The sequence below is a fragment of the Pseudomonas rosaeacicularis genome, from assembly GCF_057128745.1.
Window position 1 is genome coordinate 445,042 of record NZ_JBSKHT010000001.1, and the last position, 25,406, is coordinate 470,447.

Annotated in this window: 27 protein-coding genes; 4 read left to right on the forward strand and 23 right to left on the reverse strand. The window is 59.3% G+C overall.

Features of this window, described 5'->3' with window-relative positions; genetic code table 11:
- Positions 1-31 precede the first annotated feature (31 nt).
- The 20 genes from ACWKWM_RS02095 to ACWKWM_RS02190 all read right to left on the reverse strand — a co-directional run bounded on the left by ACWKWM_RS02095 (position 32) and on the right by ACWKWM_RS02190 (position 18,179).
- Positions 32-1,258, reverse strand: coding sequence for a beta-ketoacyl-ACP synthase (locus ACWKWM_RS02095; protein ID WP_483844509.1), 1,227 nt, complete (start codon positions 1,256-1,258; stop codon positions 32-34).
- Positions 1,258-1,986 (reverse strand): 3-oxoacyl-ACP reductase FabG, encoded by a 729-nt coding sequence (gene fabG / locus ACWKWM_RS02100; protein WP_483844510.1) that lies wholly within the window; start codon positions 1,984-1,986, stop codon positions 1,258-1,260. The genes ACWKWM_RS02095 and fabG overlap by 1 nt, the downstream gene beginning before the upstream one ends.
- On the reverse strand, positions 1,979-2,452 hold the full coding sequence (locus tag ACWKWM_RS02105; RefSeq protein WP_483844511.1) for a hotdog family protein: 474 nt from the start codon (positions 2,450-2,452) through the stop codon (positions 1,979-1,981). The genes fabG and ACWKWM_RS02105 overlap by 8 nt, the downstream gene beginning before the upstream one ends.
- Positions 2,449-3,645: a beta-ketoacyl-[acyl-carrier-protein] synthase family protein gene (locus ACWKWM_RS02110; protein ID WP_483844512.1), complete on the reverse strand. Its 1,197-nt coding sequence runs from the start codon at positions 3,643-3,645 to the stop codon at positions 2,449-2,451. Before ACWKWM_RS02110 ends, ACWKWM_RS02105 begins: the two co-directional genes overlap by 4 nt.
- Entirely contained in the window at positions 3,642-4,127 is a 486-nt protein-coding gene (locus ACWKWM_RS02115) for a DUF3261 domain-containing protein (RefSeq protein ID WP_483844513.1), read from the reverse strand. Before ACWKWM_RS02115 ends, ACWKWM_RS02110 begins: the two co-directional genes overlap by 4 nt.
- Positions 4,124-4,870: a class I SAM-dependent methyltransferase gene (locus tag ACWKWM_RS02120; protein WP_483844514.1), complete on the reverse strand. Its 747-nt coding sequence runs from the start codon at positions 4,868-4,870 to the stop codon at positions 4,124-4,126. The genes ACWKWM_RS02115 and ACWKWM_RS02120 overlap by 4 nt, the downstream gene beginning before the upstream one ends.
- Positions 4,867-6,114: an NAD(P)/FAD-dependent oxidoreductase gene (locus tag ACWKWM_RS02125; RefSeq protein ID WP_483844515.1), complete on the reverse strand. Its 1,248-nt coding sequence runs from the start codon at positions 6,112-6,114 to the stop codon at positions 4,867-4,869. The genes ACWKWM_RS02120 and ACWKWM_RS02125 overlap by 4 nt, the downstream gene beginning before the upstream one ends.
- Positions 6,105-7,277 (reverse strand): cation:proton antiporter, encoded by a 1,173-nt coding sequence (locus ACWKWM_RS02130; RefSeq protein ID WP_483844516.1) that lies wholly within the window; start codon positions 7,275-7,277, stop codon positions 6,105-6,107. The genes ACWKWM_RS02125 and ACWKWM_RS02130 overlap by 10 nt, the downstream gene beginning before the upstream one ends.
- The gene (locus ACWKWM_RS02135; protein ID WP_483844517.1) at positions 7,274-9,613 is read right to left on the reverse strand and encodes an MMPL family transporter; all 2,340 of its coding nucleotides are present in this window, start codon (positions 9,611-9,613) and stop codon (positions 7,274-7,276) included. The genes ACWKWM_RS02130 and ACWKWM_RS02135 overlap by 4 nt, the downstream gene beginning before the upstream one ends.
- Entirely contained in the window at positions 9,603-10,214 is a 612-nt protein-coding gene (locus tag ACWKWM_RS02140; RefSeq protein WP_483844518.1) for an outer membrane lipoprotein carrier protein LolA, read from the reverse strand. The genes ACWKWM_RS02135 and ACWKWM_RS02140 overlap by 11 nt, the downstream gene beginning before the upstream one ends.
- On the reverse strand, positions 10,211-10,636 hold the full coding sequence (locus ACWKWM_RS02145; protein WP_483844519.1) for an acyl-CoA thioesterase: 426 nt from the start codon (positions 10,634-10,636) through the stop codon (positions 10,211-10,213). Before ACWKWM_RS02145 ends, ACWKWM_RS02140 begins: the two co-directional genes overlap by 4 nt.
- A complete protein-coding gene (locus tag ACWKWM_RS02150; RefSeq protein ID WP_483844520.1) occupies positions 10,629-12,173 on the reverse strand; it encodes an HAL/PAL/TAL family ammonia-lyase in 1,545 nt (514 codons plus the stop codon). Before ACWKWM_RS02150 ends, ACWKWM_RS02145 begins: the two co-directional genes overlap by 8 nt.
- Entirely contained in the window at positions 12,154-13,098 is a 945-nt protein-coding gene (locus tag ACWKWM_RS02155; RefSeq protein WP_483844521.1) for an LpxL/LpxP family acyltransferase, read from the reverse strand. Before ACWKWM_RS02155 ends, ACWKWM_RS02150 begins: the two co-directional genes overlap by 20 nt.
- On the reverse strand, positions 13,095-13,829 hold the full coding sequence (locus ACWKWM_RS02160; RefSeq protein ID WP_483844522.1) for a glycosyltransferase family 2 protein: 735 nt from the start codon (positions 13,827-13,829) through the stop codon (positions 13,095-13,097). Before ACWKWM_RS02160 ends, ACWKWM_RS02155 begins: the two co-directional genes overlap by 4 nt.
- Before the next feature lie 116 nt (positions 13,830-13,945).
- Positions 13,946-15,625, reverse strand: coding sequence for an ApeI family dehydratase (locus tag ACWKWM_RS02165; protein ID WP_483844523.1), 1,680 nt, complete (start codon positions 15,623-15,625; stop codon positions 13,946-13,948).
- Complete coding sequence (locus ACWKWM_RS02170; protein ID WP_483844524.1) at positions 15,622-16,167, reverse strand: COG4648 family protein; 546 nt, start codon at positions 16,165-16,167, stop codon at positions 15,622-15,624. The genes ACWKWM_RS02165 and ACWKWM_RS02170 overlap by 4 nt, the downstream gene beginning before the upstream one ends.
- Positions 16,164-16,418 carry an acyl carrier protein gene (locus ACWKWM_RS02175; RefSeq protein WP_483844525.1) on the reverse strand — a complete coding sequence of 85 codons (255 nt, stop codon included), beginning with the start codon at positions 16,416-16,418 and terminating at the stop codon, positions 16,164-16,166. Before ACWKWM_RS02175 ends, ACWKWM_RS02170 begins: the two co-directional genes overlap by 4 nt.
- Before the next feature lie 9 nt (positions 16,419-16,427).
- Positions 16,428-16,688, reverse strand: coding sequence for a phosphopantetheine-binding protein (locus ACWKWM_RS02180; RefSeq protein WP_483834803.1), 261 nt, complete (start codon positions 16,686-16,688; stop codon positions 16,428-16,430).
- Positions 16,663-17,475 (reverse strand): lysophospholipid acyltransferase family protein, encoded by an 813-nt coding sequence (locus ACWKWM_RS02185; protein WP_483844526.1) that lies wholly within the window; start codon positions 17,473-17,475, stop codon positions 16,663-16,665. The genes ACWKWM_RS02180 and ACWKWM_RS02185 overlap by 26 nt, the downstream gene beginning before the upstream one ends.
- The gene (locus tag ACWKWM_RS02190) at positions 17,451-18,179 is read right to left on the reverse strand and encodes a beta-ketoacyl synthase chain length factor (protein ID WP_483844527.1); all 729 of its coding nucleotides are present in this window, start codon (positions 18,177-18,179) and stop codon (positions 17,451-17,453) included. Before ACWKWM_RS02190 ends, ACWKWM_RS02185 begins: the two co-directional genes overlap by 25 nt.
- A gap of 349 nt (positions 18,180-18,528) precedes the next feature.
- Between ACWKWM_RS02190 and ACWKWM_RS02195 the strand changes: the two genes are divergently transcribed.
- Positions 18,529-19,302, forward strand: a complete 774-nt coding sequence (locus tag ACWKWM_RS02195) for a ParA family protein (protein ID WP_483834800.1) — start codon at positions 18,529-18,531, stop codon at positions 19,300-19,302.
- 21 nt (positions 19,303-19,323) lie between these two features.
- On the opposite strand, the gene ACWKWM_RS02200 is transcribed toward ACWKWM_RS02195, so the two are convergent.
- Positions 19,324-19,707 carry a PAAR domain-containing protein gene (locus tag ACWKWM_RS02200; RefSeq protein WP_483844528.1) on the reverse strand — a complete coding sequence of 128 codons (384 nt, stop codon included), beginning with the start codon at positions 19,705-19,707 and terminating at the stop codon, positions 19,324-19,326.
- A 137-nt stretch (positions 19,708-19,844) separates the two neighbouring features.
- Complete coding sequence (gene trxC / locus ACWKWM_RS02205) at positions 19,845-20,279, reverse strand: thioredoxin TrxC (protein ID WP_483844529.1); 435 nt, start codon at positions 20,277-20,279, stop codon at positions 19,845-19,847.
- A gap of 156 nt (positions 20,280-20,435) precedes the next feature.
- Between trxC and ACWKWM_RS02210 the strand changes: the two genes are divergently transcribed.
- From ACWKWM_RS02210 to ACWKWM_RS02220, 3 genes are all read left to right on the forward strand, one after another.
- On the forward strand, positions 20,436-21,134 hold the full coding sequence (locus tag ACWKWM_RS02210; RefSeq protein WP_483844530.1) for an aspartate/glutamate racemase family protein: 699 nt from the start codon (positions 20,436-20,438) through the stop codon (positions 21,132-21,134).
- Between the two features lie 227 nt (positions 21,135-21,361).
- Positions 21,362-22,279 carry a hypothetical protein gene (locus ACWKWM_RS02215; protein ID WP_483844531.1) on the forward strand — a complete coding sequence of 306 codons (918 nt, stop codon included), beginning with the start codon at positions 21,362-21,364 and terminating at the stop codon, positions 22,277-22,279.
- A 767-nt stretch (positions 22,280-23,046) separates the two neighbouring features.
- Positions 23,047-23,895, forward strand: a complete 849-nt coding sequence (locus ACWKWM_RS02220; RefSeq protein WP_483844532.1) for a hypothetical protein — start codon at positions 23,047-23,049, stop codon at positions 23,893-23,895.
- A gap of 15 nt (positions 23,896-23,910) precedes the next feature.
- Here the strand turns inward: ACWKWM_RS02220 and selO are convergent, their stop codons facing one another.
- Positions 23,911-25,374 (reverse strand): protein adenylyltransferase SelO, encoded by a 1,464-nt coding sequence (gene selO, locus ACWKWM_RS02225; protein ID WP_483844533.1) that lies wholly within the window; start codon positions 25,372-25,374, stop codon positions 23,911-23,913.
- Positions 25,375-25,406 lie beyond the last annotated feature (32 nt).

Consider the following 25,406-nt stretch of genomic DNA (forward strand, 5'->3'; position numbering starts at 1 on the left):
AGAAGTGTGATGGCAATAAAGCGGTAAATAATCAGGACCAGCGACGGAAGATCAACGATGTATTGACGCCGCCGAACGCGAAATTGTTGTTCATGACGAACTCATGGCTCATGCGTCGAGGCTCGCCCCGCAGGTAATCCAGTTCGCCGCAGCGCCCATCGACTTCGTCCAGATTCAACGTATGGATATAGCGATCGCGATTCATCATCTCGATGCTGAACCAGGATTCCAGCGCGCCACAGGCGCCCAGCGTGTGGCCCAGAAAACTCTTCTGCGAACTGATCGGCATCCGCGAGCCGAACAGGCTGTGAGTGGCGAGGGTTTCGGCGATATCGCCTTGTTCGGTGGCGGTGCCGTGACCGTTGACGTAACCGATGGCATCCGGGAGCAGATTCGCATCTTCCAGGGCCAGCTCCATCGCCCGGCGCATCGTCAGTTGTTCGGGCCGTGTCGTATGCACGCCATCGGCGTTGCTGCCGAACCCAACGATCTCCGCATGAATGTGCGCGCCCCGGGCCAGTGCGTGTTCCAGCTCCTCAAGCACCAGCATGCCACCGCCTTCACCAATGACTAGGCCGTCGCGACCGCTGTCGTACGGGCGCGGGCTGGTGTGCGGTGCATCGTTTTTCAGGCTGGTGGCGTACAGCGCGTCGAACACCATCGCTTCGGTTGGGCACAACTCTTCGGCGCCGCCTGCCAGCATCAACGGCAAGCGCCCGAACTTGATTGCTTCATAGGCGTAACCCACGCCTTGGCTGCCGCTGGTGCAAGCGCTGGAAGTGGGAATCAAACGGCCGGTCAGGTTGAAGAAGATGCTGATATTCGCGGCGGTAGTGTGCGGCATCATCCGCACGTAGGAGTTGGCGTTCAGGCCTTCTGCCACTGAGTTGAGCAGCATATTGCCGAAGGCTTTGATTTCATCGGTGCTGCCAGTGGATGAACCGCAGGCCACGCCCATGCGCCCGTCGCGGATGATCGGATCGTTGAGCAGGCCCGCGTCCAGCAACGCCTGTTCGGCGGCGCCCACCGCCAGACGCGAGACGCGCCCCATGCTGCGCAATTGCTTGCGGGTCCAGTGCGATGGCACCACAAAGTCGTCGATGGGCCCGGCCAGACGGGTATTCAACTCGGTGAAGCGGTCCCACTCGTCCATGCGCCGAATGCCGCTGCGGTTGGCATTGAAGCGGCTTTCGATACTGGCCCAGTCGCAGCCCAGCGAGGTAATGCCGGCCATGCCGGTGACGACAACGCGCTTCATCAGCACAGGCCTCCGTTGACCGCCAGCACCTGGCGGGTGATGTACGAAGCTTCCGCCGACATCAGAAAATTCACGGCGCCCGCGACTTCTTCCGGGGTGCCCATGCGTTGCGCGGGAATCATCTTCATCAGTTCCTCCACCGGCACATTCTCGTCCAGCATTGCGGTGTCGATCAGCCCTGGCGCGACGCAGTTGACAGTGATCTTTCGCTTGCCCAGCTCAATGGCCAGTGCCTTGGCTGCGCCAATCACGCCGGCTTTGGAAGCGCTGTAATTGACCTGCCCGCGATTGCCGATCATCCCCGAAACGGAGGTGATGCAGACGATGCGCCCGGCCGCACGACGACGAATCATCGGCATCATCACCGGGTGCAATACGTTGTAGAAGCCATCGAGGTTGGTGCGCATCACGATGTCCCAGTCGTCATCGGTCAGCGCTGGAAAGGCGCCGTCGCGAGTCAGACCGGCGTTGCACACCACGCCGTAATAGGCGCCGTGGGTCTCCACGTCCTCTTCGAGAATCGCCTTGCACGCGGCGCGGTCCGCGACGTCGAATTGCAGCACGCGGGCTTGTCGTCCGAGCGCATGAATCTGGGCCTTCACCGCTTCGGCCTCAGTGCGACCACTGCGGCAATGCAGCACCAGGTCGAACCCGGCTTGCGCGAGACGTAGCGCTATGGCGCGGCCAATGCCACGGCTGGAGCCGGTGACCAGTATTGAGTCAGTCATCTTGGGCTCCTTCGGCCAGATAATGTGCCGATTTCGGCGGGCAATACACGTTCAGACGAGCAATGGCGGTGATGCCCGGGCCGGTAAGTCGGCATTCGAAAACCCCCATCCCGTTGTCGTCCTGCAACGAACGTTCGGCGCGGATGATCAGTTCGCTGCCGACCGGGAAGTGCTCGACATTGCATTCGAATTTTCGCGTGCCGAGCAAGAACCCCAGTCTCACCGGTTCGTCTTTGAGTCGCGCCTGACAGCCCGCAAACGCAGCAACGCTTTGCGCCATCAGCTCAATACCGACCCAGGCGGGCAAACTGCCGTCAGCGCGATTGAACAGACCTCCGGGGCGCACGATCACCCGGGTGCGAACGTGCTCGTCGCCAAATTCGAGAACATCGTTGATGAGGATCATGTCGCCGGCATGGGGCAGCAGATCGGCGGGCGGCCATGGATGTTGCGCGGTAAAAGTCATGGACCGTCTCCGATAATCAGGCTGACGTTATTGCCGCCGAACGCAAACGAGTTGCTCATCATTCGGCGTGGCTTGTCTTGTCGCAATGGGGCGTCGAGACCGGTCCAGTTCAAGGCGGGCAAGTCTGTATCGGCTTGGCCATCCCACACATGAGGCGGCAGCGTCTGGTTAGGATTTTCCGAAGACAACGTCAGCCAGCAGAACGCCGCCTCAAGCGCGCCAGCCGCGCCCAGCGTGTGGCCGCTCATGGGTTTGGTCGATGAGCAGGGTACGCCTTCTGGAAAGATGCCTTGCACGGCCAGGCTTTCCATCGCGTCGTTGTGCTGGGTGGCCGTGCCGTGAAGGTTGAGATAGCCGATGTCTGCGGCCTGCAGCTTTGCTGTGTCGAGCGCCTGCTGCATGGCCTGTTTCGCCCCCCGCCCGGTCGGCTCGGGAGCGGAAATGTGGTGCGCGTCCGAACTTGCTCCGGCGCCGAGCAGGGCAATCGAGTGTTCCTCGCTGGCTTCGCGGGTCATCAGAAACAGCACGGCGGCTTCGCCGATGTTGATGCCGTTGCGGTTGCGCGAAAACGGGTTGCAGCGCTGCGCCGAAACGGCTTCAAGCGAGGTGAATCCATTGAGCGTCAGCTTGCACAGACTGTCCACGCCGCCGCACAACACCGCGTCGCACAAGCCCATGTCGAGCAGGCGACGTGCGCTGATCAACGCCCGGGCGCTGGAGGTGCACGCAGTGGATATCACGTAGGCCGGACCGCTCAGGTTCAGCAGCGCCGCGAGAAAGTTGGCTGGCGCGCTGAGCTCTTGCTGTTGATAGTCATACTCACCGGGGAACTGGTTATCGCGCAAATACGCCGCAATACCTCGACTCGCCTCGTCGATACCCGAGGTACTGGTCCCCAGAATCACCGCGATGCGGTCACGGCCGTAACGCTGGATCGCGCGCTGAATGTCCTCGTCTATCTGCAACTCGGCGGCGAGCAACAGCTGGTTGTTCCGGCTGCTTTGTTGTTCAAGCTCGCGCGGAATCTCCGGCAGCGAGACCTTGACCGAGGCCACCGGCAGACTGCGCTCAGGCACCCAGCCGCTCTCGATGACCATCCCCGAGGTATCGCCTGCCAGCAGCGAGCGCGCCACGCTTGCCCGGTCGTTACCCAGCGAGCAGATCACGCCAAGGGCGTTGAGGTACGCAGTCATTTAGACGCTTTGCCTTCAAGCGGGCTGACCGTGTATTTCACACCGTCCGGCATCGTGATCCGAAAGAAACCTTCGGTTGCGTAATCCACGATCCAGCGATCCTCCAGAGTGCGGCCATTGGCGCGGACCTCAGTGCCTGGATAATCGAAACGCACCTCTTGCTCTGTCGTCAGGGCAAACATCAGCGCCGCGAACAACTCACGGGCCTCTGGATTGGGCGGCAACAGGCCATCGGCTTTCCACGTCTGGTGCGCCAGTTTCTGCCGGGCCAGCGGAATGCCGAGCGGGTCCATCAGCGACCAGCGCAGGTCGTGGTGTTCCTTCTGCACCACCAGCAGCCAGTCCTGTCGTTGCCCGGCCTCTTCACGCAGGACGTGCAACTGTTGCGGCAGCTTGAAGTGTGGGGTTTGCGGTGGCAGTGGCGCATGGTTGACGCAGGCGCTCAGCAGCAGCGAACAGGCCAGCAGCAGGGGACGGATCATGAGGTTTTACCTTCGGCAGGGGCGTGAAGCGGCTTGCGCGCCACGACGTTGATCAGGGTTTCTTCACGGTGCCCGAACGGTTTGGGCTTGATCAGGTTCAAGCGTTCCAGCAGGCCGAAATCCTTGGCACGGCTCCACCAGAGGTAAGGGTAGGAAACGTTCTGCGAACTGAATTCGAAGCCTTCCCTGCGCAACATTTCAAGGTACTGCCCGGCGCTTTTCTGGACGTGCATGGGGTGGCGGAAAAACCAGCGGATGACCCAGGTGTCGATGTACGCCTCGGTCGATTCGGCAAACAGCAGATACCCGCCAGGCTTGAGCACCCGGTCAAACTCGGCCAGTGCCTGTTCCTGTTCCACCAGGTGGTGAAACGTCTGGTGGCAGAACACCATGTCTACGCTGGCGTCCGGCACAGGCAGCGCGGCGCAGTCACCGCCGATCAGTTCGACGTTCAGCCCCCGCCGCTGAGCCTCTTCACCGCTGAGCCTGAGGCTGTGAGGGTCGGCATCAACGCCGAGAATCCGGCTGGGTGCGAAGACGCTGTGCAGGTACTGAAACGACTTGCCCTGACCGCACCCGGCATCCAGCAGCACAGGCTTGGCAGGCAGCGGATCCTGAAACAGTGCGCGCAGATCGTTGATCGCCACCCGCAAAACGTGGTGCTGCCAAGTGTGGCTGCGCAGGAACAGAAAGCCCAGCCGGGTTTCCTCGACATAGCTTTGGCTGAAAAAAGGTTCGCTCATGGGGCTGTACTCGCGCAGATTTGCGACAGCATCCGCAAGCGCCGCTTGGGTTCAGCCACGAACGGATTGCGCTCGTCCCACGCGTATCCGGCAAGGATGGAACTGATCATTCGGCGGATGTCCGGTGTACTGCCCGGATAGAAAATCACCTCCTGGAAACTGCCGTCATACCAGCCTTCGACATACGCGCGGAAGGTATCGACGCCGCGTTTGAGCGGGACTGCAAAATCGGCTTCCCAGTCGACGCGTTCACCTTGCAACTGACGATTCAACACGCCGGCGGCCATGCTCGCCGAGCGCATTGCAATGGTCACGCCGGACGAAAACACCGGGTCTAGAAATTCGGCCGCATTGCCCAGCAGCGCAAATCCCTTGCCGTGCAGGGTTTTGACGTTGGCCGAGTACCCGCCGATGGTCCGCGCGGGGGTGTCCCACTGAGCGTTTTTCAGCACGCGTTTCAGGCTCGGGGTTTGGTCGATGAACGCTTTCAGACAAGCGTCAAGGTCCTGAGGTTTATCGTCGAAGCGCTCAGCAGACGCCACCACGCCGATGGATGTGCGGCCGTTGCTGAACGGGATCGACCAGAACCAGACGTCGCGCATCTCAGGGTGAATCGTGACCAGAATCTTTTCCCGGTCAAACCCCTGATCGTCGATACGGTCTTCGACGTGGGTAAACACCGCTCGCCGAATCGGGAAGTTGGACGGCGCTTCCAGGTCCAGCAAACGCGGGAGTACGCGGCCATAACCGCTGGCGTCCAGCACGAAGCCGGCCTGAATGCTGTATTCGCTGCCGTCCAGTCTGTGCACCTGCAGAACAGGCTGCGGTGCATTGAAGTCAACTGTCGTGATCTCTTCCTGATAGCGGATTTCCACGCCTTGGCGCTCGGCGTCGTCGGCCAGCACTTTGTCGAAATGCGCGCGCTGCACCTGAAATGTGGTGGGTTTGCCGGCGCTGAACGTGTCGCCAAAGTCGAAGGCGCTGTAGTGCTCGCCCCAGGCAAACGCAGCACCATTTTTCAATTGGAAACCCGCCGCCTCAACGGCCTCAAGCATCCCTGCCTCTTCGACGAAATCCAGACAATGGGACAGCAGGCTTTCGCCAATCGAAAACCGCGGGAAAAGTTGGCGCTCGATGATCAGCACATCGTGCCCTTGACGCTTGAGCAGTGCGGCGGCGATGGCCCCGGCAGGACCGGCACCGATCACGATGACCTGCCGACATTCCATTTCAGCTATTGGCACGAGGTTTCCTTGTCTGCGGGTTTCGCGAGTTGTGCGAGTGGTTTGGGCAAAGGACGATGCATGCCCGCCAAGGCAGGCAACAGGGTAGCGATCAGGCTCATGGACATCAGCGCGAAGTACAGCGCAGGCGTGATGATCTGCTGTTGCAGCAGCAGGTTGAGAAAGACGATTTCACTCAGGCCGCGAATGTTCAGCAGCAGGCTTTCCCGCCAGCGGCTGGCGCCTGCAAAGGACGGCGTCGCCCAGCGTAGGCCAAGCCAGTTGCCAAGTACTTTGCTGATGATGGGCAGCGCAATCAGCGTCAGCAGATTCAGCCAGCCCAGGTCTCCCATAGCGCTGTGAACATTGATCTGCACGATGCCGAACGTGAGGATCAGCGGGATTGCCAGGTAATGCTGCAGCGCTTTGAACAGTTGTGGTTTGAATGGCAATGCGAACGGCTGCTTGAGGGCGTTCATGCACAGCAAATAGCCGATGCCGAAGATCAGCGCATTAAGCCTGTAATGCTCGGCGACCATCAGCAGCGTGAAAAACAATGCCCCGTAGAGTCTTGGCCGGCGAATCTTCAGTGCGCGCAGTAGCAGAGGCACGCAGGCGCCCAGCAGTGGCAGCGCCAGACTGCTCACGTTCAGGCTGCCTTGAGCAAGGCCGAAAACGCTCCAGCACGCGAGGTCGATCATGATCGCCGTTTGCACCAGCCGGCGCGTGGCGTCGAGGGGATAGCCGATGTGGTTCAGGTACAGATAGAGCACGGGGATCGCCGTGATCGCGAACACCAGTCCGATCGCCAGCGCACTCAGCCATGATTGTTCGTTGAGGATCCAGACCGCGCAGGCCACGCCGCACAACAGCGGTACGCAAAAGCTCGGGATCGCCACTTTCAGGCTTTGTCGATCCAGACGTACATCGATCACGTCGCTGAGGATGTGCCCGAGCACCACGGAGAAGCTCATGCCGTAAAGGGTTTTCAGCCAGATTGGCGCCACCAGTTGCGCGCCGGTCAGTTGCCAGCTCGGCTCGACCCACAGCAGCATCAGCAGCGGCACGCCGAAGGTTGCCAGCAGCAATTGGCTGACGATGGGGATCAGGTTCACGTACCGGCCCAGTCGTGTGGCCAGGGCGAACAGCATCAGGGCCAGAATCCAGAACGCGAAAATCATCATGCTGCCGGCTCAGCTTTAGCTATACGGCTGGCGCTGGCATGTTTGCCCGCCCACGGCGCCAGGATGAAGCTAAAAGCCAGTCCCAGACTGACCGACAAGCCAAAATTGCTCACCGCTGGCGTGCTGGATACCGCCAACAGCCCGAATGACAACCACGTCGTAGCGGCTGCCAGCAGGGTCCCTAACAGGCTGACTGCCGCGCCGCCGATTTGCTCGCGCATGAGGATGGCGTAATCGACGCTGATGGCCGTCACCAGCAGCAGGCCGAACAGGCTGAACAGTGTCAGCGGTTGGCCCAGCCAGCCGAGACTTGCCAGGCTGCACAGCGCCGCCAGCAAGGGCAGGGCGATGACTTTCAAGGCGCCGCCGAGCCCGAAGGGGAGGATCAGCATGGCCACGATTAACACGCAAGACAGCAGCTTCAGTTCGGCGGCGCTGATTTGCGTGGCAGCGAAGACTTTATTCAGGTCGCCCAGTCGATCCACCAACTGAACACCTTCCAGGCCTTGCGCTTGAACGCGCAGTAGTGCGGCGTCATTCAGGCCCTGCAAGCTGACAATACCGGCCACGCCGTCGGCGGTCGTGCCAAGCCACAAAGGGCGCCAGGGTTCAGCCATGGGACCGGCCAGCGCGCTGTTGATGTCCTGAGTCGGAAGGCTTCGCAGCGTGTCGAGCTCTGCGTTCAGCGCCTCGACCGGCACGCCGAGGTTGATCAACGGTTGCCAGAGTGATGGCAGCGCATCAAGCGCGTTGCGGGTTTCGATTTGGTCTGCAGGGGAGGCCACCAGTTGGTTCAGCGCCAGATAGCCTTGCAGCTTGCCCCGGTTTACCAGTTGATCAAGACGCTGACCGAGCGCGGCCTGGCGTTCCAGCAACTGCTGCTGATCCTTGCCGCGCACCAGGAAAAATTGGCTGGTGGGCTGGTAACCGGTAATGCGCGCGATGGCGCGGGCTTCATCGGTCAGCGACTGTGGCGCGGCGATCCACTGGCGGATATCGTTCTTGCTGGTCAGCTGCCACAAACCCGCCGCACAAAAGACCATCAGCAGCGCCAGCAGTGCGGGGGTCGGCACTTTGCTCACCAGCGCTTCACGCCAGTTCAACAAGCGTTCGGCGATGCGCAGCGGCCATTGCGCCGGGCGTAATTCAACGCCATTGAGCAGCGCAGGCAACAGGCACACGGCAGTGAGGTAAGCACCGAGCAAACCTGCCGCCGAAAACACAGCAATTTGGGTCAGGGCCGGAAACGGCGTCCAGGCCAGCGCGAGATAGCCGATGCAGCTGGTGGCCAGGCTCAGCGTCAAACCGGATAACGTCAGACGCAGCGCCGACCAACTGCGCCAGGGTTTCAGGGTCCAGCTCTTGGACAGGTAGTGCAGCGGGTAATCGACGGCCACGCCGATCAGGCTCGAACCCAGCACCAGCGTCATCACATGCATCTTGCCAAACAGCGCCACGCACGCCACGGCGCCAAACAGCATGCCGACGATGACCGGAACAAAGGCCAGCAAAACTCGCCAGCGCCGGAATGCCAACAGCAGCAACGCCAGAATCCCCAGCGTTGCGCCACCGCCCACCCAAGTGATCTCCCGCGCGGCTTGCTGCTGACCATGGGCTGCGTACAGCAAGCCGCTGGCGGCCAGCAGATGGCCCTCGGCCTTGCCCGCTTCGCCGCGGGCGGCTTCTAGCAGGTCGGCGACCTTGATCGGCAGGTGCATGTCGAAAGCATCGGCCTTGGTGCGGGCCCGCAGCAACACCCAGTTTTTACCGTCCGCATTGGCGATCAACGCGCCACTGCCGATGTCCAGTTGCACTGACCCTCGAGCGGGCTGGCTGTTTTGAATGCGTCCGGTCAGCCCCAGCCAGTCATCTTGGCTCGGCACCAGACTGAACCCGCCGAATGGGTCGAACAGGCTTTTGATGCGTTGCTCGATGAACGCCTGAGGGCGACTGATCAGTTGTTCCCGATCCTCTTTTGCCAGCATCGATAACCGGCCCTGCAACAGTTGCTGGCGCAGCGCGGGCAGATCGGTTTGCAGATTCCACTGGACCTTTTCGAACAGTCCGCTCGCTTGCCATTGGTCACTCAACTGCTGCGCCAGGTCGATCGCCTGTTGCCGATCGACGTGGCCCACCAGCACCAGCATTTCCCGGTTCAGCGGTTCCTGCATGCGTTGTTCTGCGCGCAGCTCCAGAGCATCCGGACTGTTGCCGGGGACCAGATCCATGAGATTGGCTGACAGCGGCGCGCCATTACGCCACTGCCATCCCGCCAGCGCCAATACGGCCAGCAGCAGGATCAGAAACAGGCGCGGCAGCAGGCGTTCACTGCGCAAAGTCGGTGCGCTCCGCGTCGGTCAGCGGTTTCTCAGCGGTGCTGTCGAGCATCTTCAATATCGTGCTGTCGCCTTGGGTTTCGAGCAGTTCGATGCGTTGCACCAAGGCGCCGCCGTCAATGTTGATCTGAGTGAAGACCTGTTTGAGCATCAGCGAACGGGGCACTAGCGTCAGCTTCCAGGCCTGCGCGTCGCCGCTCAAATGCAGCTCGAAATCCCGTTGCAGGCCGCTACTGTCGCCCTGCAAAACGGCGAGAAACAAACGGTTTTGTTCCGCGCCTGCGCTCTTGTTCGGAATCATTTGCCAGCCACCGTTTTCGTCGTTCTCACGGCGTGCGATACCGGCGGCAGTGATGCGGTAATCCTGCTTGAGCGGTGTGTCGAGCAACCACAGCAGCCCGAAATCCTTGGCCAGCACGAAGTTGCCTTTGCTGGTCAGGGGCTGAGGCAAGGCCCGCAGGTGTTTTTCCTGGATGAAGCTGCCGTGAATGATCGTGGGCTTGGCCAGTTGCTCGCTCAGTTGCTGAAGGTCGAAGGCGTGGGCGAATGGCGACAAGGCAATCAGCAGCATCGCGGACAGGGCATTAAACAGCCGGTTCATGACAGCGCCTTCTGCACGATATCGATGAAGACCTTGGGCGACGCCAGCTGCATTTCACGGCTGGCGATTTCCACGGCCACTTGTGTGGTGCTGGCGCGGGTCATGCGCTCGCCGGTGGTGACGTCAGTGATGAGGTAGTCGATCTTCAAGCGGTTTTCCCATTCGACGAGGCTGGCACGCACGTTTAGGCGCTGGCCAAACACTGCGCCGCGTACGTAGCGCAATTGCAGGTCGATGACTGGCCAGGCATAGCCTGAATCACGCATCTGGTTGTAGTCGTGGCCGAGTTTGTCGAGCAGCGCGCAGCGCGCCACTTCGAGGTATTTCACGTAATGACCGTGCCAGACGATGTTCAGCGAATCGACGTCGAAAAACGGCACCAGCACCTCGGTGTCGGCGTGGATGACTCCTTTGCTACGCATGCAGCCTCCAGTGTTGGTCAGCAATGCGTTGCAGACACAGGCGCAGTTCACCTTCCAGCGCGCGGTCTTCGATCACCGGCGGGAAATCCTCACGCAATTGCTCATGCATGGCGGCCAGCGCGGGGGGCAGAGGGCGCGCATCGCAGGCCTGGCTGCGTAGCCAGACGCCCTGGTTGGCGGCGATCAGCGTGGCGGCAGCGACTTGCTCGGTCAGCTCCAGTACCCGAATCGCGTCACGGGCGGCGATGGTGCCCATGCTGACTTTGTCCTGGTTATGGCATTCGGTTGAGCGCGAAAAGACGCTGGCTGGCATGGTGTTTTTCAAGGCTTCGGCGGTCCAGGCACTGGTGCCAATCTGCACAGCCTTGAAGCCGTGATTGATCATCGCGCGGTCAGCGGGCGCGCCGGACAAGTTGCTTGGCAGGCCGTGGTTATAGCGTTCGTCTACCAATAGTGCGAGTTGCCGATCCAGCAGGTCGGCGACGTTGGCCACCAGATTTTTCAGGCTATCCATGGCGAATGCGATGTGGCCGCCGTAGAAGTGCCCACCATGCAAAACCCGCTCGGCTTCAGCGTCGATGATCGGGTTGTCATTGGCGCTGTTCAGCTCGATCTCGATGAAGCTGCGCAGCCAGTTAAGGCTGTCTGCCAGCACGCCCAATACGTGGGGTGCACAACGCAGCGAATAACGATCCTGCAAACGGTGCAGCGGGGCAGTAGGCGCGTTGATCGCCAGATCCTTGCGCAGCCACGCGGCCACTTGCATCTGTCCGGGATGCGGCTTGGCGGCGAACAGGCGCTCGTCGAAGTGTTCCGGATTGCCTTGCAGCGCCACCACGTTCAGCGCGGTGATTCGCGTCGCCAGTTGCAGCAGATAGTGGGCGCGGGAGAACGCGAGACACGCCAGGCCGGTCATCACCGCGGTGCCGTTCATCAAGGCCAAGGCTTCTTTCGGACGCAGCACCAGCGGGTCCCAGCCCAATTGACGGTGCACGTCTGCCGACGGACGGCGTTCGCCGTTGAACATCACTTCGCGTTCGCCGGAAAGGGTCGCTGCCACGTACGACAGCGGGGTCAGATCGCCGCTGGCGCCCACTGAGCCTTCTTCGGGGATCAGCGGCAGAATGTCGTGATCGAGGAAGGCCTGAAGCCGCTCCAGCAGTTCGAAGCGCACCCCGGAAACGCCGTGGCATAACGAGCGCAGACGCGCAGCCAGTACCGCGCGAGTGGCTTGTGCGTCAAGCAGTTTGCCCAGGCCACAGCCGTGGAACGTATACAGATGACGCGGCAGTGCTTCGACGTGCTGCAAGGGCACGGCTACCACACAAGAATCGCCATAGCCGGTGGTCACGCCGTAGATCACGCCTTCCTTGTCCAGCAACGAGTCGAGGAACTGCGCGCCTTTGCTGATGCGCTGGCGATAGGCGTTGTCGCTTTGCAGCGCTGTGGGCCGCTGGCGATTGGATAGCGCCAGCACTTCTTCAATGCTCAACGGATGCTCGCCGAAGATGATCGGCTCAGCGGTTGGGTTCGTCATCGGATTTCCAGAACGGGTAGAAGTTGAACCACTGCTGCGGCGCTTGCAGGCAGTAGTGCGCGAGACGGTCGGCGTAGCGCTGGGTCCATTGCGTAATCACTTGTTGGCGATCGCTGCGGCGCCATTCGATGGCATCGGCGAAGGGCTCGAGAATCACTTGATAGCCCTCGGCGCCTTTCAGGCAAAAAATAAGATTGATCGGGCATTTCAGCAGGCCGGCCAGCAGCCACGGCCCTTGCGGGAAGGCAGCTGAGTGGCCAAGGAAATCGACGCGTGCGTTACGGCCACCATGCAGCGGGATGCGGTCGCCGGCAATCGCCAGCCATTCGCCGCGATCAAGCCGCTGACTCAGTTGCAGCATGATGGCCGGGTCCAGCTCACTGACTTGGATCAGGCGCAGGTTGGTCGCCCCCGCTTCACCCAGTAGACGATTGAAACGCTCAGCGTGTTTCGTGTGGACCAGCACGTTCATGGTCACTTTTTCGCCGAGCTCAGCGAGGGCGCGGCACACTTCGAGGTTGCCCAGGTGCGCGCCGACCAGCATCTGCCCGCGCTCGCCGCGCAACTGGCTGCGCAATTGAGCGGTATCGACGATCTCGATTTGCTCAAGCCCGAGCTTGCCGTTCCACACGTCGAGCTTGTCTAGCAGCGCGTCGGCGAAGGCCATGAATTGCTTGAACACGCGCCAGCGGGTGGGGCGCAAGTCCGGGCGGTTGCTCCAGTCGGCCAGGCGTTGTTGATATTGCCAGGCGCTGCGGCGAGCACTGCCGCCGAACATGAAGAAGTAAAAAACGATGCCGTGCAGCACCGGGCTCAATACTCGCCGCCCCAGCAGCTTGACTGCCCAGGCGGTGAGCTTCATCAGCAGGAAACTGCCGCGTTCTTCATGCTCGGCCCAATGCTGTTTTTGCTCTGCGTCCCTCATGGCAACCACCGCCGCCACAGGATCAGTGGGAAGCGCCCCAACATGCCGAAGAACAGCTTGGTGTGCATTTTGGAAATCAGCGCGTTGTCGTGGAGCAGGCGAAAGTGCGACAGGCCATCCTGAGGGTAGTGAACCTTGGTCGGCAGCCATTGCATCGGCTGGTTGCGCCACGACAGACGCACGAGGATTTCCGGATCGAAATCCATGCGCTTGCCCAAGCTCACGGTGTTGATCAGGTGCAGCACCGGTGTGAGCGGATAAATACGGAAACCGCACATCGAGTCGGGAATCTGCAGCGACAAGCTGTTGATCCAGACCCAGACGTGGGTCAGGTAGCGCGCATACAGACGACCTTTCGGCACGCTGGCGTCGTATTGCGGGTAGCCGCAGATCAGTGATTGCGGATGCTCGCGGGAGGTGTCGAGAAACAGCGCAATGTCGTTCAGGTCGTGCTGGCCATCGGCATCCACTTGCAGCGCGTGGCTAAAACCGAGGCTGGCGGCTTCCCGCAGGCCCGCCATGACCGCGCCGCCTTTGCCCTGGTTGACCGGGAGTTGCACCAGAAACACGTTTTTTTGCTCGGCAAGCGTGTTCAGCACGGCAGCGCAGGCCGGGCTGCTGGCATCGTCGACCAGCACGCACGGCAAGCCTGCGTCCAGCAACTCGCGCACCACGGCAGGCACGGCGAGTTCGTGGTCATAGACCGGGATCACGGCGCAGGGGTTATGCATACGAACGCAATTCCAGTGGAAGCGGACTTGTCCGCGAAGACAGGGGGGCAAACGATAAAAATGTGTTGCGTGTACCGGCCTCTTCGCGGACAGGTCCGCTCCCACGGAGATGGTGGTCAATCATTAGCCGCCTCCAGTAAAATCCGTCCGCTGGAGCAGGGCGAGTCGCCGTTGCGGTATGCGAAATGCAGTTTGCGGCGCTCGTTGTCAAAACGCAGGGTCAGGGTGATGTGATCGCCGGGGCGGACCAGTTGCTGGAATTTCAAAACTTCCATCCCGGCGAATCTTGGCGGCACCGGCAGTAAGCGTTGTGCCAGATGGATGGCCCAATCCACTTGTACGACGCCTGGAAGAATAGGCGTCTTCGGGAAGTGGCCGGTAAAGTGCGCAAGGTCCAGCGGCACTATCAGCTCAATGCGTAATTCATCTTCAACCTGCTGCTGACTCACCCACTCTGGCTCGCGAACACGTGGCGCCATGAGCAACGCATCCACTTGTACCTGAGGCAGTTTGCCTTGTGGGTTCAGCGGCAATTGGCTCAACAAACGCCAGCGGCGGGGCAGGGCCAGCGCTTCGCAGTGGGGAATCAAATGCTCGCGCAGCGCCTGAGTCACGGCGCGGCGACCTAGATTGCGCAACGCATGCACGCCGCTGGCGCTGAGCACCACCAGCGCCCCAAGCGAAGCGCGATTTTCCTGGACCACGCCCATTCGCGCTTCGTTGACCCAGTCATGCAGCGTCAATGCTTGCTCCAGCAGTGGCAGGGAAATGCGCTTCTCTTCCAGCTTGACGATCCTGTCCAGACGCCCCAGCAGTTCAAAGCGGCCATCTGCAGTGAAGCAAGCGGCGTCGGCTGTTTGCTCGATATGACCTGCTGGCAAATAGGGTGATTCGATGCGCAGTGCGCCTTCGCTGTCCTGACTGAGCTTCACGTCTTCGAACGCGCGCCACAGTGGATCGCCGCGACGCCAGGCAATGCCACCGGTTTCCGAACTGCCGAGGATTTCGGTCGGCCATTGACCCAGTCGTGCGTGCAGGGTTTCAGCGGCCTGCGCCGGCAGTGCGCCGCCGGATGAGAATACCCGGCGGACCGCGCGCAGTCCTGGCCAGTCGAGGTTGTCGCCCATACGTTTGAGCAGGGCCGGGCTCGCGACCCAGGCAAACGTGGCATGGTCATGGCTGGCGCGTTGCAGGTCTTCGGGGAACGGCAGCTGTTTGCGGACAAAAGTACGTCCGGCGCACAGCGGCCACAAAACCCGAAAAAGCAGGCCGTAAATATGTTGTGTGGCGACGCTGCCAATGATGCAGGCGCTACCCAGTTCAGCGCCCCACAGCCGCTCCAGCGCGGTGACTTCATTGGCCAGCTGGCGCAGGCGCTTTTCGATCAGTTTGGGCTCGCCGCTGGAGCCGGAGGTGCACAGGCTCAAGACGCAGCGATCAAGGTCCAGCGCGGCGGGCAGTAATGGTTCGCCGTTCAACGTGCCCAGCGGCACGTCTTCAGGTAGGTCGGTCAACCACACATCAACATGGCTTGCCCAACGCTTGCGGGTCTGCCCTTGAAGATCGGCCGGCAGCAGCACGTCAACGCCTGCCCGCCACGCACCAAAGATGGCCACGGCCAGTTCGCCTGCGTCTTCAAGGTGGATGGCCACGCGCTGGACCTTGCGCTCGACCAGACCGGCCGCGACGCTCAGAACCGCTGCGCGAAACTGCGCATGATCCATCGCGGGCAGATGCGTCAGACCGCGTCCGCTGTGGGCTTCGAGCAGCAGGTGCTCAGGATCGATCCAGCTCATGCGTGTCCCCGCACTCGTTGACGAAGCAGCCACTCGCCGGCGAACAGAATGCCCATCAAGCCATAGGCGATGAGGCCGGTGTAGAGCGTCCACCATGTCAGCGGTGCCCAAAGGGTCAACGCGGCAGCGATCAGGCCGTTGAGCAGAAAGAAGCAGCACCAGACCTGCGTGACGTGACGCGTGTAGCGGATCGCACGTTCGGGCAGTTCAGGGTCGGTCAGGCGCGCCAGTCGCTCGACCAGCGGCATGCCGCGCACCAGACTCAAGCCGAACAGACTCAACATGAAGCCGCTGATTAACACCGGATACCAGCGCAGCAGGCGCGGGCTATCGAGCACGCCAAGCAGCAGGCAAAAGCCGATTGCCACCACGGCCATGCCAAGGCTGCCCGGGCGACGCTCACTGGTCAGCACCCGAGCCGTCCACAACGCACCCAGCAACAACGCGAATTGCCACGGCGAGAAATGCTCAAGGCCCAAGTACACGGCAAACGGATACAGCACCCCTGCCAGCACCAGTGCCACGTCAATCAGGCGATTCATGCGGGCGTATTGACCAGCCGGTATACGGCCTCGACCACGTCATTGACGGTGCGCACGGCCTTGAACTCGTCGGCGGCGATTTTCTTGCCGGTCTTGCGTTTGATGTGGTCGATCAGGTCCACAGCATCGATGCTGTCAATCTCCAGATCCTGATATAGATTGGCCTGAAGAGTGACTCGCTCAGGTTCAAGTTCGAACAACTCAACCAGCGCATTGCGCAAGGTTTCGAAGATGTCGTCACGGGTTTGCATGTTCAGTCCTCAGGCCACTTGGCGAGCGCTGACGAACGCCGCAAGGGTGTTCACGCTGGTGAAATGGTTGCGTGTGTCTTTGGCATCGGCATCGATCTTGATGCCGTAGCGTTTTTGAATCGCCAGGCCCAGTTCCAGGGCGTCCACGGAATCCAGGCCCAACCCTTCGCCGAACAGCGTCTGGTCATTGCCGATATCGTGGGTGCTGATGTCTTCGAGGCCCAGGGCGTCGATGATCAACTGCTTAATTTCCAGGTGCAGATCGCTCATCTGAGGCGAGTTCCTTGATGTAGTAGTGATGCAGGTAATCGTTGAGCTTGCGCGATGCCACTGGGGCCGGGCCCAGGGCTGCAAAGGCGCCGGGATCGATATCGGCGCCCACGCGCAGGTGGAAGTGCACACGACGCAAGGGGATGCGGTACCAGGGCTCGGCTTTGGTCAGCGTGGTTGGCGAGACGCGAATAGTGACCGGCGTGATGATTGTCGCGCCGCGCAGTGCGATGGCCGCGCCGCCACGATGGAACGCTGGCGCTTTGCCGGGTTGCGTGCGAGTGCCTTCGGGGAAAATGATCAGCGTCTCCCCCGACTTCAGCGCATGGGCGGCTGTGTCGAGCATGTCCATGCTGCCGTCGTTGCTGATATAGCCGGTGGAGCGCACAGGCCCCCGCGTGAACGGGTTCTGCCAAAGGCTTTGCTTGACCACGCAGTTGGCGTCACGCACCAGACCGATCAGAAACACCACGTCGATCAGTGAAGGGTGATTGGCAATGATCATCTGCCCCGGTCGGCCAAGCTGTTCGGCGCCTTCAACCTTGTAAGTCAGCACGCCGGTACGTGCCATGAACCGGATGAACATCCAGAACAGGCGACTGATGGTGGATCGAGCCCGGCGCTGATGGCTTTGTGCGCTGCCCGGTAACATTGAGAGCAGTGGGAAGATGAAGACGCGCAGGCACAGGCCGCCGAGCCCGAAGAGAGCAAAACTTACCGCAGTGGCCAGCAGACGCCAGTAATAGCCGTCGCGGGTTCTGCTCAATAATTGCGTTGCCAGTTCCATAGCCGACTCTTCCAGGGATGTTGCAATGCGCTCTGCTGTGTCGACAGCGCGCGTAAAAGGTTGAGCGCGTGTGGCCATGCGCTACGCAAGGGCGCTACCGTTTGCTGATCCAGCGAACGCAATGACAACTGCCATTCATCGCCAGGGGTCAACAGCAACCCAAGTGCATAAGGGAACGGGACGTCGTCAATCCAGGGCGCATAGGCGCCGGGAGGATTTTCTTCTGTAATGACCAGCAGCACAGCCGAGGCGCCATCGGCCAGCATCGCCGCCGCTTCAATAACGCCATGCTCCAGCCCGTCGCCTGCGGCTGCCAGCGCTGTCATCTCACTGGTTTCCCCGCGCAGGATCGACCATAAGCCGATGACAGCGTTGTGCACCGACAGACTGAATTGCGTGGGCGACAACGGCTGGTTGGCGGCCAGATCACTGAGGATCTCGAAAGTACGGGGTGTTTCGCCGTGCCGGGACACGAATACCAGCGGCAGCTGCTCGCGCCCATCAGCCAGTGGCCAGCCTACGCTGAACGCCATTCTGGCCAGACGGCTGAGGCGCCGCCGTTGCATGGCGGGCAGAAACGACACGTCAGGTGCCTGATCTGCACTGTCGACCTGCGTCGGATGCTGGCTCCACTGTTGCCAGTCTTCGGCAGTTGCCAGGCCAGGGGCCCATGCTCGCCATTGTGCGATGTTGAACGTGATCACGAGTTATCTTCCCGCCCACTTGGGCATACTTCCAGCTTCGGTATTGAGCCGAAGTGACACCAACCCTGGCGCGGCGCTATCGCCGAGTGGCGCGCATTATCCCGGTAGGGGTACACACTGGCAAACGCAGTTACAAAGAGTGTGTTTACTAACGATATTTCTTACTGACGGGCGCGAAGGTTCAGGCGGACTCATGTAGGGTCGTTCGATGTATAAACGGCGCAAGTGCTGGCCCGGTTGTCAGAATTGTTTCTCAGACTCGCCGTCGTCATGCGCATTGCATAGACTCGATACCATTCATCGGACCGTTCAGCGGTCTATACAGCACACAGCATCAGGGAGGTCGTCCATGCGGCGCGTGGTTTTCAATCAAAAGGGTGGTGTTGGTAAGTCGAGCATCGCCTGCAACCTGGCAGCCGTCAGCGCATATGAAGGTTATCGGACGCTCTTGATCGATCTTGATGCGCAGGCCAACTCTACGCAGTACCTGACCGGATTGACCGGGGACGATATCCCCATGGGAATTGCCGATTTCTTCAAGCAAACCTTGTCTTCCGGACCGTTTGCCAAGAAAAACAAAGTCGATATCTACGAAACCCCGTTCGACAACCTGCACGTTGTGACCGCGACTGCTGAGCTGGCGGACCTGCAGCCCAAGCTTGAGGCCAAGCACAAGATCAACAAGCTGCGTAAATTGCTGGATGAGTTGGACGAAGATTACGAGCGCATCTACATCGATACGCCGCCTGCGCTGAATTTCTATGCGGTTTCGGCATTGATCGCCGCCGACAAAGTGCTAATCCCGTTCGACTGCGACAGTTTTTCGCGTCAGGCGCTGTACGGTCTGCTCAAGGAAATCGAAGAACTGAAAGAAGATCACAATGAGGATTTGGAGGTGGAAGGCATTATCGTCAACCAATTCCAGTCCCGGGCCAGCCTGCCGCAGCAGATTCTGGATGAGTTGATTGCCGAGGGGTTGCCCGTGTTGCCGGTTTATCTCAACAGCTCAGTCAAAATGCGCGAGTCCCACCAGGCGAACACGCCGCTGATTCATCTTGAGCCTCGTCACAAGCTGACGCAGCAATTTATGGAGCTGCATCAGTATCTGGAGAACAACGCTTGAGGCGTCAACGATTGCGGAGCGTCAAACGCGTTCAGGAAGTAACGAGCCGTTACTGATTGCCGCATTCATTTTCCTCGCGACTTTTTGTGCTGCCTTGGCCAGATCCGGAGGGATGCTAATCGTCGCATCCATGTCCGCTGTCACCTGATTCTGGCTTGAAATAAGCCGGTGTTGGTCCTCAGGGCAGTCGCAGCGGACAGTTTGCCCATTCGTAGCCACAGCAACGAACTCATCGATATAGGTGGGGTTGCCCTGATTGATAAAACCGACACGCTGACACACCGCGCACCACACCGGATCCCCCATTCGCGCCAGTCGACGTTCGTCACACACCTGGCGCCCCGAGGCTTTCAACACAAAACCACCGGTGCTCGTTGAATCGCCTTCCCTGACTACGAACGTCATCGCTGCATGCTCCTGGATTGTCTGCCGAGCACAAATCGTAGGCGCAAAACTGGATGTCCATCGGACCGCCAAGCGTTTTCAGACCTGTCTTACAACAACAAGCGAAAAGGCGGTTTCACCGTATTTCGGTGAGCGCGTCAGATACCTTGGCTGCCCAACCAGGCGTTCAGTTGTTGCAACGACATCGCGCCGCTTTGCCGAGCCAATTCGCGGCCATTCTTGAACAGAATCAGGCTGGGGATCGAACGAATCCCCAACTGAGCCGAAAGCTGCTGATTGGCCTCGCTGTCCAGCTTGGCGAGACGGCAGCGACCCGAAAGCTGCACTGCTGCTTGCTCGAAGGTTGGCCCGAAGGATTTGCACGGCCCACACCACTCGGCCCAAACGTCAACCAACAGCGGCAGGTCGCCTTTGATCTGACTGGCGTAGTCGCCCTCGGTCAGCGTGAAAGGTTTGCTCAGCAATACTGGCTGTTTACAGCGACCGCATTTGGGGTGATCGCCCAGCCGATCGGCAGGAATGCGGTTCAGCCCGTTGCACTGCGGGCAGGGGATCATTAGGGACTCAGACATGACATGCGCCTCAAAAAGGGATGCCATAGAGATGGAGACGTCATCGACACTTATCAACAGGCCGCGCACTGTACTGGCCGGTTATACGAGATCTGTCTCTGGCCGCTGCCGAAAGATGCGCCTAGCCTGCATCGATAACGATTGACGGAGAACGGCATGCAAACCCTCGGCGTATTGGGCGGGATGAGTTGGGAGTCCACGGCAACCTATTACAAATGGCTGAACGAGGGCGTGCGCGACAGCCTTGGCGGCCTGCACTCGGCGCCTCTTCTGCTGCACTCGGTGGACTTTGCCTGCATCGCTGCGCTGCAGAAAGCCGGGGAGTGGGAACAAGCCGGCGCACAACTGGCCGATGCCGCACGCGGGCTTGAACGAGCAGGTGCTGGCGCATTACTGCTGGCAACCAACACTATGCACAAAGTCGCGGGTGCCATCGAATCCGCTGTCCGTATTCCGCTGCTGCACATCGGTGATGCGGTGGGCCGGGCGCTGCAAAAGCGCGGCGTCTCGAAGGCTGCATTGTTGGGCACACGCTTCACCATGCAGGAAGACTTCTACAAGCACAGACTCGCCGATCGCTTCGGCATTCAAACCCTCCTGCCGAGCACAGACGCCATGACCGAGATAGATCGGATCATCTTCGCTGAGCTGTGCCGAGGCGAATTTCACCAGCCTGCCCGGGACTTCTATCTCGGTGTGCTGCGGCAATTACGCGATCAAGGCGCTGAAGCCGCGATCCTTGGGTGTACCGAGATTGGGTTGTTGCTGAAGGGCGTGGACAGCCCATTGCCGTTGGTGGACAGCACGCAAGAGCATGTGGGGATGGGTTTGGAGTGGTTGCTTAAAAGCGCCTGATAGTTCTTTTGTTTGAAGAACTATTCGAAAGTACCGCTCGGTCGGATAGTTGCGCGGTTTTACCTCTGACGGTAGCCTTTTTTAGGGGTTACAACTGGCCTTGTAACTTGATCTCGTGGGTCAGGCGCTATCTCTAAAAAGAATGGTCTAAACAATCGCGCTAAGTTGTAGTGCGGCTTTGTTCAAAAGGTTGTTCATACCTGCTCAAAAAAACAGGGAGTTACTCTATGATTGGTAATCTAGTTCAGGGTATTGCCAATGTGGCAGCATCGACAAAAGTTAATAAGCCTACCGCTGCACCCCTGCCTTCGGACGATATTAAAAAAACCGACAACGAAAAGCAGGGCGTCTCCACAGTTTCAACCATTGCTCGCCAATTAGGTGAAAGCGCAGTCCGCGCTGAGGCAAGAGACCGGACTTCAAGCCGCGCCGAGCTTGGCGCACACGCTAGTCGTGTGCTGGATGTGCTCATAGGTCCCAAGTACCAGGCCGCCAAAGCGGTACATGACCGCGAGGTGCCTAATACGAAGAATCCAGAAACGCTACAGCGCGCGATCAATGCCACCGATTACATGACTCGCAAGCTAGCCGCTGACCCTGGTGCTAAAAGCCCCTTTGCAGGACTTTCACATGCCGAGCTTGTATTGATTGCCTACGACGATAAAGGCCCTTACACCGTCAACGAGCGCCGAGCCGCCTGGGAAGGAGTTCAGGAGAAAGAATTCTTCTGGCGCGATCGCGCAGTTTCACAAGGCACTCTGGAGTATTCCAATGCGAAGAAAATGCCAGGTTTTTATACCGATGCGCTGGCTCACTATCGAACGTTGCCCGCTATTGAAAAAGCGCAGTATCCCGCGAATTACGAGTCAGGATTAGAAGCGCGAATCGATGGGCTGGTGGATCGCAAACCGGATGACAGGCAGTACAACCTGTTTGAAATACTTGCAGGTCTGAGCCAAGCGCCGGAAACCAAAAAACCTGGAGACGAGAAGGGAAAAGCATTGGAGCGCGCATCTGCTGCTCCAAAAGACGACTTGCCGAAAACTCCCACCCCGGTCGCGGCACCGAACAGCAGCGTCGTCTCTACGAAGAACAACAGATCTCCAGATGCTTGCCCCAATCCGGCGGACTCTGTGCTGGAGTAGTTGCTGAGCAGCGAGAGCGTCACTTAATCAAACTTATGAGCTATCCGAAAGTACCGCTCGTTCGGGTAGTTGTGCGTTGCGAGCAATGCCGATAACGTCTCCTTATGGGTTTAAGTCTGAAATTTCCCAGTTCAATGGCTTGCTATTAATCCTTGCGGATCTTTATTCGCGTAGCCGTTGATAAAACATCATCGGCGCCGGTTTACTTAATTAAGTATAAATAGAGCTTTTTTATGAATTTAATAAATTATGCAGCAGGTGTTGCGGTCGTGTCCGCACTCAGTACAGTTGGCGTCGCTCAAGCCGGACCGGAAGTGCAAATAACTTTTAAAAATAACTCAGTTTCTGAAGCGGTTTACGACACGCTCGGTAGCAGTGCTTATAGTTACGGGGAAGCTAGCCCGAAGCCGGCTGCAACGGTAAGGGGCGGGGAGTCTAATGTTTCTAAAGTGAGAGGTGGTTTGTCTGTCGATGTCACTTCCGTTGTTTTTCAGTACAGAATTGGCACTAAGACTTGTAAATTTAAAACAAGCTACTTGAAGCTGCCTGGTCGCGGTGTCCCGCCTAAATGGACCAAGAGTTCTGAGCCAGGGGGCGGTGCACGTTGTGATGCAAGGATTACTGCTACCAACGCAGCTACCCATGCCTGGGCAGTGGAGTTTACGATGAGATAAGAGGTTTCGTCTGGCCTGTATGGTGCTTTAGTCATGACTTTTTTTTCGTGTGCTGGCTATTCAGGCTTCCGATTTCGAGCAGGGAGCTTGCATATGATTAGTGGTATTTCATCAAGTAATCCTTTCAAGAACGTCACTCCAAAAAGGACTGGGGAAGGCTTGGCGCTCGTCCCAGTGCCAAGCGGTGAAGATGTTTCCAAGGGCCCACCACAGGCGTCAACTATATCGATACTTGCCAGGCAGTTGGGCGAGAGCGCTGCGCGCGCAGCGTTGAGGGATGGCCAGCTTGATCGACGTCAGCTAGGTATGGAGGCAGAGAGACTATTAAGCCAGATATCGGGAGATATTTATCAGGCAGAAAAAGTCTCTCACAATCAAGAGGTGCCTGAAACCGATGATCCTGCACTTTTGGACAGAGCGAAGAAAGCCACCGAATACGTCGTCCGATCTGACCTGCATGATCGCAATGTAATAAATCCATTCGTCGGCCTATCCCGAGAGCAACTTAACTTGATCGTATACGACGATAAAGGCTCATACACTATCAATGAGAGACGAGCCGCTTGGTATGGCGTAAGTGATATCGAATCAAGATGGAATCACAGGTTAATGCACGAATCAGATATCGAGTCCGCAATGAAAAATGGGCGTACTCCAAATTTTTATGCGGAGGTTGTGGCTCATTACAAATCCTTGCCACTTATAGAGCAGGCACAGTATCCAGAAGATTATGAAGCGAAGCGATTAGTATGGTTTCAGGAAGACAGTAGCCCTCTGGACAAAAAGGAGCCAAAGTTTTTAACGCTGTTTGAGATGCTGGAAATCATGCTCCAACGCAAGAAGCGTGACCCTGCGCCCGATAATGCCGGGTCACCCGGCATCGACGGCGCAATGGGCAATGTTGCTGCGGCAACTGTTAGCTTGCCTGCCGACAAAGCGTAATCAGTAAACCAATAATCACGAAGAACAACTGATCTCCAGATGCTTGCCCCAATCCGGCGGACGTTGTGCATAACTTTCCATCCCGGCCTGCTCCTCGAAGGGATTGCACAGCACTTCATGCAGCCGACGGACCTCTTCGTAGTCGCCCTTTTCGGCGGCTTCGATGGCGCGTTGAGCGAGGTAGTTGCGCAGTATGTAGAGCGGGTTGACCGCATGCATCCGCGCACGTCGCTCTTCCTCGGTGCCTGCGTTCTCGCGGTTGACGCGGGCGATATATGTCTCAGCCCAGGCATCAAAACCCGCTCTGTCGACAAAGTCATCACGCAGGGAGCGCACTGCAATTTCCGCTGCCTCGTCACCTAAGCGGCGGAAGAACAAGGTGTAATCGACGCCACTGTTCTGCATCAGTTGCAGCAGGCGCGTGACGATCGTGCTGTCTTCATCCTCGGCCGTGGTCAGGCCGAGGCGGCGACGCATGAGATCAAGGTAATGCGCCTCATACAGCGGCAGGAACAGGCCGATTGCCTCGCGCAGCGCCTCAACGGTAATGAACGGGGTCAACGCCTGAGCCAAAGCGCTGAGATTCCACTGCCCGATAGGCACCTGATTGCTGAAGGAGTAGCGTCCTTCATGATCGGAGTGGTTGCAGATGAATTTCTGATCGAAGTCGTCCAGGAAGGCAAAGGGGCCGAAATCGAACGTGATGCCCAGAATCGACATGTTGTCGGTGTTCATCACCCCATGGCAGAAGCCGTAAGCCTGCCATTTGGCGATCAGTTCGGCGTTGCGCTCGACGATTTCGTTGAACATCGCCAGATGCGGCTCTTCCGTTTCCAGCGCTTGCGGGTAATGCAGCGCCATAACGTGATTGGCCAGCTGTTTCAGTTCTTCCGGCTGCTTGGTGTAGAAGAAGTACTCAAAGCTGCCGAAGCGAATATGACTCTTCGCCAGGCGCAAGACCGTGGCGGCGCGTTCCTGGGTTTCGCGCCAGACCGGGGTTGTCGAGCCGATGACGCAAGCCGCGCGGCTGCTGGGAATGCCCAGCCCGTGCAGCGCCTCGGACGCCAGAAACTCGCGAATCGAGGAACGCAACACTGCGCGTCCATCGCCCATGCGCGAATAGGGCGTCTGCCCGGCGCCCTTGAGGTGCAAATCCCAATGCTCACCGGCGTCGTTGTACACCTCGCCCAGCAACAGCCCACGACCATCGCCCAGGCGCGGGTTGTACGATCCGAACTGATGACCCGAATACACCATCGCTCGCGGTTCTGCTTCGGCCCACAGCTTGTGTCCGCCGAACAGCTCGGCAAATACCGGGGTTTGCGCTTGTTCCTGGTCCAGATCCAGCAACGCCAAGGCAGCATCGCTGGCCACCACCAGGCGGGGCTCGGCAATCGGTTCCGGCAAAACGGAGGTGGAAAACGCATCGCCGAGGCGGGCGAAGCGGTTGTCGAAGGTCAGTTCGTCGAGGGCTTTCAAGGGATGCCTCCAGCAGAATGTCCTAGCATTCT